The 12,188-nt window shown below is 68.6% G+C and carries 13 protein-coding genes; all 13 read left to right on the top strand.

Annotated features, from left to right (window positions below):
- The 13 genes from cydB to AC27VL_RS08825 all read left to right on the top strand — a co-directional run bounded on the left by cydB (nucleotide 1) and on the right by AC27VL_RS08825 (nucleotide 12,176).
- Nucleotides 1-1,014 (top strand): cytochrome d ubiquinol oxidase subunit II, encoded by a 1,014-nt coding sequence (cydB, locus tag AC27VL_RS08765; protein ID WP_180164964.1) that lies wholly within the window; start codon nucleotides 1-3, stop codon nucleotides 1,012-1,014.
- A 230-nt stretch (nucleotides 1,015-1,244) separates the two neighbouring features.
- Entirely contained in the window at nucleotides 1,245-1,991 is a 747-nt protein-coding gene (locus AC27VL_RS08770) for a beta-ketoacyl synthase chain length factor (RefSeq protein ID WP_488766061.1), read from the top strand.
- Complete coding sequence (locus tag AC27VL_RS08775; RefSeq protein WP_230112262.1) at nucleotides 1,984-2,781, top strand: lysophospholipid acyltransferase family protein; 798 nt, start codon at nucleotides 1,984-1,986, stop codon at nucleotides 2,779-2,781. Before AC27VL_RS08770 ends, AC27VL_RS08775 begins: the two co-directional genes overlap by 8 nt.
- Nucleotides 2,768-3,025: a phosphopantetheine-binding protein gene (locus AC27VL_RS08780; protein ID WP_005411610.1), complete on the top strand. Its 258-nt coding sequence runs from the start codon at nucleotides 2,768-2,770 to the stop codon at nucleotides 3,023-3,025. The genes AC27VL_RS08775 and AC27VL_RS08780 overlap by 14 nt, the downstream gene beginning before the upstream one ends.
- Nucleotides 3,026-3,041: 16 nt before the next feature.
- Nucleotides 3,042-3,299, top strand: coding sequence for an acyl carrier protein (locus AC27VL_RS08785; protein ID WP_025878014.1), 258 nt, complete (start codon nucleotides 3,042-3,044; stop codon nucleotides 3,297-3,299).
- Nucleotides 3,300-3,321: 22 nt separating this feature from the next.
- Entirely contained in the window at nucleotides 3,322-3,873 is a 552-nt protein-coding gene (locus AC27VL_RS08790; protein WP_089238175.1) for a COG4648 family protein, read from the top strand.
- Nucleotides 3,866-5,551: an ApeI family dehydratase gene (locus AC27VL_RS08795; protein WP_488766062.1), complete on the top strand. Its 1,686-nt coding sequence runs from the start codon at nucleotides 3,866-3,868 to the stop codon at nucleotides 5,549-5,551. Before AC27VL_RS08790 ends, AC27VL_RS08795 begins: the two co-directional genes overlap by 8 nt.
- Nucleotides 5,541-6,311: a glycosyltransferase family 2 protein gene (locus AC27VL_RS08800; RefSeq protein ID WP_100553992.1), complete on the top strand. Its 771-nt coding sequence runs from the start codon at nucleotides 5,541-5,543 to the stop codon at nucleotides 6,309-6,311. The genes AC27VL_RS08795 and AC27VL_RS08800 overlap by 11 nt, the downstream gene beginning before the upstream one ends.
- Before the next feature lies 1 nt (nucleotide 6,312).
- Nucleotides 6,313-7,254, top strand: a complete 942-nt coding sequence (locus AC27VL_RS08805; RefSeq protein ID WP_488766063.1) for a lysophospholipid acyltransferase family protein — start codon at nucleotides 6,313-6,315, stop codon at nucleotides 7,252-7,254.
- Complete coding sequence (locus tag AC27VL_RS08810; RefSeq protein ID WP_100553990.1) at nucleotides 7,244-8,794, top strand: HAL/PAL/TAL family ammonia-lyase; 1,551 nt, start codon at nucleotides 7,244-7,246, stop codon at nucleotides 8,792-8,794. Before AC27VL_RS08805 ends, AC27VL_RS08810 begins: the two co-directional genes overlap by 11 nt.
- A complete protein-coding gene (locus AC27VL_RS08815) occupies nucleotides 8,781-9,212 on the top strand; it encodes an acyl-CoA thioesterase (RefSeq protein WP_100553989.1) in 432 nt (143 codons plus the stop codon). Before AC27VL_RS08810 ends, AC27VL_RS08815 begins: the two co-directional genes overlap by 14 nt.
- Complete coding sequence (locus tag AC27VL_RS08820; protein WP_100553988.1) at nucleotides 9,209-9,838, top strand: outer membrane lipoprotein carrier protein LolA; 630 nt, start codon at nucleotides 9,209-9,211, stop codon at nucleotides 9,836-9,838. The genes AC27VL_RS08815 and AC27VL_RS08820 overlap by 4 nt, the downstream gene beginning before the upstream one ends.
- Nucleotides 9,831-12,176, top strand: a complete 2,346-nt coding sequence (locus tag AC27VL_RS08825; RefSeq protein ID WP_100553987.1) for an MMPL family transporter — start codon at nucleotides 9,831-9,833, stop codon at nucleotides 12,174-12,176. Before AC27VL_RS08820 ends, AC27VL_RS08825 begins: the two co-directional genes overlap by 8 nt.
- The last annotated feature ends 12 nt before the right edge of the window (nucleotides 12,177-12,188 follow it).

Here is a 12,188-nt window from a genome sequence, read left to right on the forward strand (position 1 = left end):
ATGGACCTGATGACCTGGCTGCCGGTGGCATGGTTCGCGGTGATCGGCTTCGGCGTGCTGATGTACGTGGTGCTGGATGGCTTCGTGCTCGGCATCGGCATCCTCGCTCCGTTCGCCGAGGACGAGGAACAGCTGGACCTGATGATGAACACCGCCGCGCCGATCTGGGACGGCAACGAGACCTGGCTGGTGCTCGGCGGCGCCGGCCTGATGGCGGCGTTCCCGAAGGCCTACGCGGTGCTGCTGTCGGCGCTGTACCTGCCGGTGCTGCTGCTGGTGGTGGCGCTGGTGTTCCGTGGCGTGGCCTTCGAGTTCCGTTTCAAGGCGCACCGCTCGCGGCGGCTGTGGAGCGTGGCGTTCGGCCTCGGTTCGCTGCTGGCCACCTTCGCCCAGGGTGTGATCCTCGGCACGCTGGTGCAGGGCCTGCCGCTGATCGATGGCGTGTACCAGGGCGGCGCCTTCGGCTGGTTCAGCCCGTTCGCCATGCTGACCGGTGCCGCGCTGGTGGCCGGCTACGCATTGTTGGGCAGCACCTGGTTGATCCTGAAGACGGAAGGGCGCGTGCAGGCGCTGGCCCGGCAGATGACCCGCCCGCTGGTGGTGGCGGTGATCGCGGCGATGGGCCTGGTCAGCAGCTGGCTGCCGTTCCTGCAGTCGCGGCTGATGGACCGCTGGTTCAGCGACGGCAACTTCTGGTGGTTGTCGCCAGTGCCGCTGCTGACCCTGGCGGTGGCCATCGCGCTGTGGCGCAGTGCCGCCCATCCGCGTCGCGACCTGCCGCCGTTCCTGCTAAGCCTGGCCTTGTTCGTGCTCGGCTTCGCCGGTCTGGTGCTGGGCATGTGGCCGTACCTGCTGCCGCCGTCGATGACGCTGTGGCAGGCCGCCGCGCCGGCCTCTTCGCTCAGCTTCACCCTGGTCGGGCTGGTGCTGCTGCTGCCGGTGATCCTGGGCTACACGGCGTGGTCGTACCGGGTGTTCCGCGGCAAGGTGCGCGCCGACGCCGGTTATCACTGAATCCGTTCGCTGGTATCAGTCCACGCGGGGGGCGGTCGCTGACCGCTCCCCGTTGTGTTTTGTGAAACATGTCATCCCTGTGTCGGACGTGCTAGCGTGCGCTCCTTTCCGGCAGCCAGGGGGGCAGCCGGCGACGTCCTGGACGGATGCATGGCTGCAGGAATGGGGGGCAGCCGCGTGTCGCCGTAATGGCTCGAGACTCTCGTTCGCCCATCGAAACATCACCGGTAATGATCGAATTTTCCGTTGTCGACTGGGCCGCCTGGGCGCCTGGCCTGACCGAGCGTAGCCAATGGATGGGCTGGGCCGGGTCGCCGTTCCTGCCGCAGGGCGAGGACACGCCGGCGCTGGCCGAGATTCCGGCCATGCAGCGCCGCCGTATCGAGCGCCTGGGCCGCATGGCGATCCAGGCGGCGTGCTGGTGCGAGGACGGGCAGGGCGCTGACAGCCAGGTGCCGCTGGTGTTCGCCAGCCGCCATGGCGATGTCGCCCGTTCGATGGACCTGCTGGGCTCGCTGGTGGCCGATCAGCCGCTGTCGCCCACCGGCTTCGGCCTGTCGGTGCACAACGCGATCGCCGCGCTGTACTCGATCGCCCGCGGCCACCGTGGCAACTACCTGGCGTTGTCTGCCGGCCAGTCGACGGTGGAAGCGGCGTGCCTGGAGGCCGTCGGCCTGCTCGGTGATGGTGCACGCGAAGTGCGGATCGTGGTCTATGAGTCCCCATTGCCCGACGTTTACGCCGAATTCGCCGACGAACCCGACCCGTTCTTTGCCTGGTGCTGGCGTCTGGCACCCGCCGGCACCGCCGGTGCCACCGATCTTTCGCTTTCCTGGCAGGTCGCCGACGACGTCGATCCGACCGCGCCGGGCCTGTTGCCGCATGCGCTGGACCTGCACCGCTTCCTGCTGGCCGGGGATCCGCTGCTGCAGCATGTGACCCAAGGCCAGCGCTGGTCCTGGCGCCGCCGTGGCTGAGGCGCTGCGCCGCCTCGATCATGCTTGGCGGGTGTTCGGCACCGGCTTCAGCTTCGCCGCGTTCGGCGTGGGTGGACTGCTGCTGGGCGTGCTGGTGATGCCGGTGCTGCTGCTGATGCGCGACCCGGTGGCGCGTCGCCGCCGGGCCCGCCGGCTGGTCCAGCGCGCCTTCGCCAGCCACGTGTGGCTGATGTGCCGGCTGGGGGTGATGACCCTGCAGGTCGAAGGGCGCGAACGCCTGCAGCGCGACGGCCTGCTGGTGCTGGCCAACCACCCGACGCTGATCGACGTGGTCTGCCTGATCGCCCTGCTGCCCAACGCTGACTGCGTGGTCAAGCGGGCGGTGGCCTGCAACCCGTTCATGCGCGGCCCGGTGCGCGCGGCGGGCTACATCTCCAATGATGACGGCGCTGGCCTGGTCGATGACTGCGCGGCGGCCGTGCATGCCGGCGGCACCCTGGTCATCTTCCCGGAGGGCACCCGCAGCGTGCCCGGGCAGCCGCTGCGGCTGCAGCGCGGCGCCGCCAACATCGCCGTGCGCGGGCGCCTGGACATCACCCCGGTGCGCATCACCTGCACCCCGCCGACGTTGACCAAGGGCCAGAAGTGGTATCGTGTGCCCTCACGTCGTTTTCACGTTCAGCTGCAGATCGGCGAAGATATCCCGATCGCGCCGTTTCTGGCCGAAGATGACTCGCCAAGGGGGGATGCCCTGGCGGCCCGTCGCGTCACCGACCACCTCACTCGTTATTTCGACCTGTCTGGAGATCCGACCCGTGCAAGCACTTGAGCACGAGATCAAGGAATTGATCATTTCCTCGCTTTCACTGGAGGACATCACCCCGGAGGACATCGATCCGACCGCGCCGTTGTTCGTGGAAGGCCTCGGCCTGGACTCGATCGATGCGCTGGAACTGGGCCTGGCGCTGCAGAAGAAGTACGGTGTCAGCCTCTCGGCCGACTCGGAAGAAACCCGTCGCCATTTCTCCAGCGTGCGCGCGCTCGGCGAGTTCGTCGCCGCCCGTCAGTCGTAAGGCGCCAGGAACTGCCATGACCAAGAATGAATTGTTCGAGCGCATCGTCCGCATCCTGACCGACAGCTTCGAGATCGAGCCGGCGCGGATCAGCCCGGAGTCGCGCCTGTACGACGACCTGGACATCGACAGCATCGATGCCGTGGACCTGATCGTGCAGCTCAAGCCGCTGCTCGGCCGCAACCTGCAGCCTGAAGCGTTCAAGGCCGTGCGCACCGTGCAGGACATCGTTGATGTCGTGCATGGCCTGCTGCCCGGTCAGGCCGCTGCCTGACAGCAGCACGGACGCCGCGACCATGGCACGGGCACGCATGGTCGTGGTGGCAGCGATTTCGCTTGCCTATCCGGTGCTGGTCTACGCGGCGATGGGCCGCTTCGAGCCGCGCTGGCTGGCGCTGCTGCTGTTTGCGCTGGCCCTGCTGCGCGCGCTGAGCACCCGGCAACCCTTGTGGTGGGCCGCTGCCGCCGGCGCGGGCCTGCTGGCCGGGCTGGCCACCGTGCTCAACCAGGCGCTGCCGCTGAAGCTGTATCCGGCGCTGGTGAACGTGGTGATGTTGACGGTGTTCGCCACCAGCCTGCGCTTCGGTCCGCCCCTGGTGGAACGCCTGGCGCGCCTGCAGGAGCCGGACCTGCCACCGTTCGCGGTGATCTATACCCGTCGCGTCACCCAGGTGTGGTGCGGCTTTTTCGTTCTCAATGGTGGTCTCGCCCTGCTCACCGCGCTGTATGCGTCGGACCGGGTCTGGATGCTCTACAACGGATTGTTGGCGTACGTGATGATGGGATTGTTGTTCGGGGGCGAATGGCTGGTACGGCGTCGGGTCAAGGCAGCGCACGCGCATGGCTGACTGGATCGACCTGGATCGGCTGCTGATCACGGCGCAGCCCGGCCGCGACATCGGTGTCTGCGATGGCATTGCGGTCGACCACGTCGGCTTCCGCCTGTGCGTACTGGCCTGGCGTGACGCTTTCAGCACTGCCGAGGGCCGTGACTGGGCGCTCTACTTCGATGACACCGTGGCCTTCGCTGCAGCGTTGTTCGGTGCCTGGCATGCCGGCAAGCGGGTGTTCCTGGCCGCCGACAACCTGCCCGCGACATTGCAGGCGATGCAGCCGCAGGTGAGTGGTTTTGCAGGTGACCTGTCGGCCGATTACCAGCCGTTGCAGGCGACCGCCGTCGCCGACGATGCGCCGCTGGAGCCGTTGGACGAGCGCGCCTGCGAACTGTGCGTGTTTACCTCCGGCAGCACCGGCCAGCCCAGCGCGATCAGCAAGCGGCTGGACCAGCTGGCGCGCGAGGTCGATGCGCTGCAGGCTGCCTTCGGCGCCCAGCTGGACGGCGCCCAGGTGCATGGCACCGTGTCCCACCAGCATATCTATGGCCTGCTGTTCCGCGTGCTGTGGCCGCTGGCGGCCGGTCGCGCAATCCAGCCCCGGCGCTTCTTCCACGAAGACCTGGTGGGCGCGCTGGCCGGTACCGATACGGTGCTGGTCGCCACCCCGGCCCATCTCAAGCGCCTGCCCGAGCAGCTCGACTGGGCCAGCCTGCACGGTCGCCTACGCGCTGTGTTTTCCTCCGGCGGCCCGCTGCCGGAGGACGCAGCGCGCCAGGTCCGCCAGTGGTTGGGCGTGGCGCCCACCGAGGTTTATGGCAGCAGTGAAACCGGTGGCATCGCTTGGCGGCGCTGGGACACCGATGCGCCGCCGTGGCAGCCGTTGCCGGGCGTGCAGTGGCGGATCGAGGAGGACTGCCTCGCAGTCGCTTCGCCGCACCTGGAGACGTCGGACTGGTGGCGCACCCAGGATCGCGTGGAAGCACTGGCCGATGGCCGCTTCCGCTTGCTGGGCCGCGCCGACCGCATCGTCAAGATCGAAGAACGTCGCGTTTCGCTGGACGCACTGGAGCGCGCGCTGCGCGAGGATCCAGAAGTCGACGACGTGCGCGTGCTGGTCCTGCAGGGCCAGCGCGAGCAGCTGGCGGCCGTGGTGGTGCCGGCCGATCCGGCGCTGGCACGTGCCGGTGACAGCGCACGGCGTGCGCTGGGGCAACGGCTGGGCACGCGGCTGGCGCAGGGCCACGACGCGGTCACCCGGCCGCGCCGCTGGCGCCTGGTCGAATCGCTGCCGATCAATGCGCAGGGCAAGGTCACCCAGGCGGCGCTGGTCGCGCTGTTCCAGCCGCTGATGCCGGTGCCGGTCTGGGACTGTCGCGAAGAGGCGGAGGCCACCCTGCGGATGAAGCTGGACCCCGCGCTGCGCGCGTTCCAGGGCCACTTCCCGCAGGCGGCGATCCTGCCCGGCGTGGCCCAGCTGGACTGGGCGGTGCGCTTCGGGCGCCAGGCCTTCGTGCTGCCGACCGGATTCCAGCGCATGGATGCAGTGAAGTTCCAGCGCGTGGCCCGCCCCGGCGACGAGCTGACCCTGCAACTGCAGTGGGACGCCGAACGCGGTGTGCTGACCTTCCGCTATACCTCCGTGCATGGCGTGCACGCCAGCGGCAGGGTGGTCTTCGCCGATGCGCATTGAGCCGGCCACCGCTGGCGGCGCGTTCGCGCCGCTGGTGGTCATTCCCGTGTACGACCACGAACATGCCATCGGCGCGGTGGTCGACGGCGTGCAGGCCGCGGGCCTGCCCTGCCTGCTGGTCGACGATGGCTCGCAGTCCTCCTGCGCGCGGGTGCTGCGGGAACTGGCACAGCGATCGGGCGTCGACCTGCTGCGGCTGGACGTGAACCAGGGCAAGGGTGGTGCGATGCTGGCCGGTTTCGCCGAAGCGCGGCGTCGCGGCTACACCCACGTGCTGCAGATCGACGCCGACGGCCAGCACGATACCGGCGACCTGCCGCGCTTCATCGATGCCGCACGCGCGCGCCCGGACGCGGTGATCTGCGGCATTCCTGCCTACGATGCCAGCGTGCCGAAGGCGCGCCTGTACGGTCGCTACGCCACCCACATCTGGGTGTGGATCAACACGCTGTCGCTGCACCTGCGCGACACCATGTGTGGATTCCGCGTGTATCCGCTGCCGCCGGTGCTGCGCCTGATCGGCGAAGAGACCATCGGCCGGCGCATGGATTTCGACACCGAAGTGATGGTCCGCCTCTACTGGCGGCAGGTACCGGTCGAGCACCTGGCCACGCGCGTGACCTATCCCGCCGACGGGGTTTCGCATTTCGATGTGTGGCGCGACAACGTGCGCATCAGCCGCATGCATACCCGGCTGTTCTTCGGCATGCTCTGGCGTGCGCCGCGCCTGCTGTGGCGCCGGCTGCAGGGGCAGGGCTGAGATGAGCCGCGCGCAGAACGCCACGCACTGGGCCGATATCGGCGAGTCCACCTCGGTGGCCGGCGTGCTGTTCCTGTGCTGGGTGCATCGCTGGTTCGGGCGCTGGCCGTTCCGCCTGTGCGTATGGCCGGTGGTGGCCTGCCATTGGCTCGGCAACCGCGTCGGTCGCCAGGCCTCGATGCAGTACCTGCAGCGGTTGCAGGCGCATACCGGCGCGCTGGGCCATGCGCCGACCCGGCGCGACAGCCTGCGCCACTTCTTCAGCTTCGCCGACACGATGCTGGACAAGATTCTCGGCCTCGGCGGCCGCTATCCGCCCGAACGCATTCACCTGCAGCGCGATCTGGTGCTGGGCAAGATCGCACGCCGCGAAGGCGGCCTGATCCTGACCGCGCACATCGGCTGCCTGGAGTTGTGCCAGGTGCTGGCCGAGCAGGTGCCGGGGTTCCGCATCACCGTGCTGGTCCACACCGCGCACGCGCAGCGCTTCAACCGCCTGCTGCAGCGGCTGGACCCGCTGGCTGCGGTGGAGCTGGTGCAGGTCACCGAAATGGGCCCGGCCACGGCTGTGATGCTCGCCGAAAAGGTTGCCTCCGGTGGTTTCGTGGCCATCGTCGGCGACCGCGTGCCGGTGCAGGGCGGGCGCAGTGTGATGGCCGATTTCCTCGGCCACCGTGCGCCGTTCCCGATCGGCGCCTACGTGCTGGCGGCAGCGCTGGGCTGCCCGGTCTACACGATGTCGTGCCTGCACCAGGGCGACGGCTATCGCGTGGCCTTCGAACAGTTCGCCGAGCGTGTGGTGCTGCCGCGCGGTTCGCGCGATGCCGCACTGGCCGAACAGGCGCAGCGCTTCGCGCACTGGCTGGAACTCCAGGTCATCCAGTCCCCGTTGGACTGGTTCAATTTCTTCCCCTTCTGGGATCAGGCTCCTCATGACGATTGACGCCGTACCCGTGTGCCGTTTCGGCGATGCACCGCTGACCATCGAAGACGTGGTCGCCCTGGCCCAGCGCACGTGCGAGGCCGCGCTGAGCGATGTGCCGGCATTCCGCGCCCATATCCAGCGTGGTGCCGACTTCCTCGACCGCCTGCTGCGCGAGGATGGCGTGATCTATGGCGTGACCACCGGCTACGGCGATTCGTGCACGGTGAACATTCCGCCGGCACTGGTCGCCGAGCTGCCGCACCACCTGTACACCTACCATGGCTGTGGCCTGGGCCGTTACCTGGACCCGGCCGAGACCCGCGCCGTGCTGGCTGCGCGCCTGGCCTCGCTGGTGCGTGGCATGTCCGGTGTCAGCGTGCCGTTGCTGGAAGGCCTGGCCACGCTGCTGCAGCACGATGTGCTGCCGTTGATTCCCGCTGAAGGCTCGGTGGGTGCCAGTGGTGACCTGACCCCGCTGTCGTACGTGGCAGCCGTGCTGTGCGGTGAACGCGAGGTGCTGCACGACGGCCGCGTGCAGCCGGCTGCCGATGTGCTGGCGAAGATCGGCATGACCCCGCTGAAGCTGCGGCCGAAGGAAGGCCTGGCGATCATGAACGGCACGGCGGTGATGACCGGCCTGGCCTGCCTGGCCTGGCAGCGCGCCGACTATCTGGCACGCATGGCGACGCGCCTGACCGCGTTCAACGTGCTGTCCAGCGACGGCAACGCGCACCACTTCGATGAAACCCTGTTCGCCGCCAAGCCGCACCCGGGGCAGTCGCGCATTGCCGCGCGCCTGCGCAGCGACCTGCACAGCGAGCGCCCGCCGCGCAACGAGCAACGCCTGCAGGACCGCTACTCGCTGCGCTGCGCGCCGCACGTGATCGGGGTGCTGGAAGACACCCTGCCGTTCCTGCGCCAGCTGATCGAAACCGAGCTGAACAGCGCCAACGACAACCCGCTGATCGATGCCGACGGCGAGCGCATCCTGCACGGCGGCCACTTCTACGGCGGTCACATCGCGCTGGCGATGGACACGCTGAAGAACACCGTGGCCAACATCGCCGACCTGCTTGACCGGCAGCTGGCGCTGGTGGTCGATGCCCGCTACAACCATGGCCTGCCGGCCAACCTGTCGGCGGCCAGCGGCCCGCGTGCGGCGATCAACCATGGCCTAAAGGCGCTGCAGATCAGCGTTTCGGCGTGGACGGCGGAGGCACTGAAGCAGACCATGCCGGCTTCGGTGTTCTCGCGCTCCACTGAATGCCACAACCAGGACAAGGTCAGCATGGGCACCATCGCCGCGCGCGACTGCCTGCGCGTGATCGAGCTGACTGAACAGGTGGTGGCGGCCATGCTGATCGCCGCCCGCCAGGGGCTGGCGCTGCGCGAACGGGTTGGCATGAACGCGCAGCTGCATGGCAGTCTGGCCGACATGTACGCCGACCTGGGGCAGCGCATCGCCCTGGTCGAAGAAGACCGCGCGCTGGATCGCGAACTGCGGGAACTCCTGGTGGAGATCCGCGCGCAACGCTGGGAGCTGTATGTCGGTGAATGAAGGCAACGAACTGGTCGGCGAAATCGAGCTGGCCCCCGCATTTCATGACTGCGATCCGATGAACGTGGTCTGGCATGGCAACTACTTCAAGTACTTCGAGATCGCCCGTTGTGCGTTGCTGAAGCGCTACGACTACGACTATCCGCAGATGCTCGAATCGGGCTACCTGTGGCCGGTGGTCGACGCACGGGTGAAGTACGTGCGGCCGTTGCTGTTCAACCAGGCGCTGCGCGTGCGCTCGCGCATCGTCGAGTGGGAGAACCGGCTGAAGATCGAATATGAGATCCTCGATGCGGAAAGCGGCCAGGTGCTGACCCGCGCGATGACCATCCAGGTCGCGGTCGACGCGGCCAGCAAGGAAATGCTGTACCAGTGCCCGCCGGTGCTGTGGCAGCGTCTTGGAGTGCCTGCCCCGTGATCCGATCCCTTCGTCTTCCGCGCGTGCTGCTGTGCGCGCTGCTGCTGGTTGCCGCGCCGCTGCTGCAGGCAGCTGATCCCACCGTCGATGCCATCACCCAGGCCGTCGCCCGACCGGACGTGCTGCGCGGGCAGTTCACCCAGGAAAAGCAGGTCAGCGGTTTCAAGAACCCGCTGCGCTCGCAGGGCCAGTTCGTGGTCGCGCGCAAGCATGGGGTGATCTGGTCCACGCTCAAGCCGTTCCCGTCCGAGGTGGTGGTCACCGCCGACCGCATCCTCAGCCGCCAGCGCGATGGCAGCACCCGCGTCGAACTGGACGCGCGCCAGCAGCCGGCGATGCGCTCGGTCAACGCGATCATGTTCGCGTTGATGAGCGGCGACGTGCAGGCACTGTCCAGCCAGTTCAATGTCGAGGCCACGCGTGAAGGGCAGGGCTGGCGACTGAAGCTGACGCCGAAGTCGGCGATGCTGGCCAAGGCCTTCCAGTCGCTGACCCTGCAGGGCGACCGTTACGTGCGCGTGGTCGAGATCGTCGAAGCCAACCAGGATCGCACCCGCATCCAGTTCACTGCCCTGAGCGAAGCGCCGGCCACGTTGAACGCCGACGAGGCGCGCCGCTTTGAGTGACAGCGCCGCGCCGGATCGCCTGCGTCGCTGGTGGCACTGGCTGGGCATCGCCTGGCTGCTGCTGTTGCTGGTGCTGGGCGCGCAGCAGTGGCGCCTGTGGAGCCAGGAATCACGGATCGATACCGACATCCTCGCCCTGCTGCCGCAGGACGCGCATGACCGCCTGCTCAGCGACGTCACCCGGCGCATCGCCGATGGCAGTTCGCGGCAGGTGGTGGTGCTGCTCGGCAGCGCCGACGGTGCCGCTGCCAAGCGCGCGCAGGCGGCGTTCGCTGCGGCAATGGCCAGTGATGCCGACAGCGCGCTGCTGGTGCCCAGTGGTTCGATCGAAGGCTGGTTCGATGACGCGCGTGCGTTCTACGCACCATACCGCGACCGCCTGCTGACCCCGGCCCAGCGCGAGCAGCTGCAGCAGGCCGAACCCGCTGCGCTGGCCGAACAGGCGCTGGGTGCGCTGTACGGACCGATGGGCGCGCCGCGCCTGACCGAGTGGCGGCAGGATCCGCTGTCGCTGTGGCCGCAGTGGTGGCAGCAGCAGGCCCAGGGCTCCGGTCTGCGCCTGGGCGATGACGGTCTGCTGGAGGCCGAGGGCAAGCACTGGGCGGCACTGCAGTTCGATACACCGGGCTCGGCCTTCAGGCTGGATGGCGAGCGCCATCTCGATGGCCTGCTCGAACGCGCCGGAGAGGTGGCCAAGGCCGCTGCGCCGGACCTGGAGATCCTGCATGCCGGCGTGCCGCTGCATGCCGAAGCAGCCGCGGTGCAGGCCAATCAGGAAATCAACACCATCGGCTGGGGTTCGCTGGCGGCGGTGCTGCTGCTGGTGTGGCTGGCATTCCGCTCGCTGCGGCCGATCCTGCTGGTTGCCGCCTCGCTGCTGATCGGCTGTGGTGTGGCGCTGGCGGTGACCGTGCTGGTGTTCGACAAGGTGCATGTGCTGACCCTGGTGTTCGGTGCTTCGCTGGTTGGCGTGGCCGAGGACTACGGCATCCACTGGTTTGCTTCGCGCCAGGCCGAGCCGGCCGACCGCCGCTGGAAGCTGCTGCGGCATCTGTTGCCGGGGCTGTGGCTTGCCCTGCTGACCAGCGCGCTGGCGTACCTGGCGTTGGGCCTGGCGCCGTTCCCCGGCCTGCGGCAGATGGCGCTGTTCTCGGTGGTCGGTCTGGCCGCTGCCTTCCTCACGGTGATCTTCTGGTTCCCGTGGCTGGACGGTGGCGAGATCCGTACCACCCGCTTCGCGCAGTGGCTGGGCAATACGCTGGAGCGCTTCCCGCGCCTGCACGGGCGTCGCCCGGTGGCGATCTTCCTCGGCATGGCCGCACTGGTGTCGGCCATCGGCATCGCCCGCCTGCAGAGCAATGACGACCTGCGCAGCCTGCAGTCGTCGCCACCGGCGCTGATGGCCCAGCAGATCCGCCTCAGCCAGCTGCTGGGCATGCCCAGCCCGGCGCAGTTCTACCTGGTGCAGGGCAGCGATGCCGCACAACTGCTGCAGCGCGAAGAAGCGCTGACCACGCGCCTGCGTGAACTGACCAGCGACAAGCGCATCGGCGGTTACCGCGCGATCAGCGACTGGCTGCCGTCGCCTGCGCGGCAGCAGGCCGATGCGGCGCTGACCGCCCGGGTGGAACCGGGTGTACTGGCCGCCGTAGGCGAAGCGGTGGGCGAGCCCTTGCAGCGCCCTGCATTCGCGGCGGCGCCGCTGAGCGCAGAGGCCTTCCTCGCTTCGCCGGCGTCGCAGCCGTTCCGCCACCTGTGGGTGGGCAACGTAGGCGGGCAGATGATCAGCGTGGTGATGGTCGATGACCTGTCGCGTGCCGATGCGCTGGCCACCCTGCGTGGCGCTGCCGAAGGCCTGGACGGCGTGCGCTGGGTCGACCGCACCGCTGATTTCTCGCAGCTGCTGGGCCATTACCGCAAGCTGATGGGCGGCCTGCTGCTGGTCGGCATCGCGCTGGTGTTCGGCGCCCTGTGGCTGCGTTATCGGCGGCAGGCCTGGCGCGTATTCGCCCCCACCCTGGTGGCCGGTGCGCTCACCTTGGGCCTGCTTGGCCTGTTCGGCCAGCCGCTGCAGCTGTTCAATGTGCTGGCACTGATGCTGCTGCTGGGCATGGGCATCGACTACGGCATCTTCCTGATCGAGCACCGCGGCGACGCTAGTGCCTGGCTGGCGGTGTGCGTGGGTGCGGCCAGCACCTGGCTGTCGTTCGGCCTGCTGGGTCTTTCGCAGACGCCGGCGCTGCGCGCGTTCGGGCTCACCCTGCTGTTCGGCATCGGCCTGGTCTGGCTGATCTCGCCGCTGTTCCGGCCGCCACCGCATGATGTTCCGCCGGCCTGAGCGGACACGCTT

The sequence above is a fragment of the Stenotrophomonas sp. 14P6.2.3 genome (assembly GCF_057799055.1).

Bases quoted from the DNA above. Each gene is read 5' to 3' on its own strand.
- cydB (WP_180164964.1), top strand. From the start codon at position 1: ATGGACCTGATGACCTGGCTGCCGGTGGCATGGTTCGCGGTGATCGGC.
- AC27VL_RS08770 (WP_488766061.1), top strand. From the start codon at position 1,245: ATGATCGAATTTTCCGTTGTCGACTGGGCCGCCTGGGCGCCTGGCCTG.
- AC27VL_RS08785 (WP_025878014.1), top strand. From the start codon at position 3,042: ATGACCAAGAATGAATTGTTCGAGCGCATCGTCCGCATCCTGACCGAC.
- AC27VL_RS08790 (WP_089238175.1), top strand. From the start codon at position 3,322: ATGGCACGGGCACGCATGGTCGTGGTGGCAGCGATTTCGCTTGCCTAT.
- AC27VL_RS08795 (WP_488766062.1), top strand. From the start codon at position 3,866: ATGGCTGACTGGATCGACCTGGATCGGCTGCTGATCACGGCGCAGCCC.
- AC27VL_RS08800 (WP_100553992.1), top strand. From the start codon at position 5,541: ATGCGCATTGAGCCGGCCACCGCTGGCGGCGCGTTCGCGCCGCTGGTG.
- AC27VL_RS08805 (WP_488766063.1), top strand. From the start codon at position 6,313: ATGAGCCGCGCGCAGAACGCCACGCACTGGGCCGATATCGGCGAGTCC.
- AC27VL_RS08810 (WP_100553990.1), top strand. From the start codon at position 7,244: ATGACGATTGACGCCGTACCCGTGTGCCGTTTCGGCGATGCACCGCTG.
- AC27VL_RS08815 (WP_100553989.1), top strand. From the start codon at position 8,781: ATGTCGGTGAATGAAGGCAACGAACTGGTCGGCGAAATCGAGCTGGCC.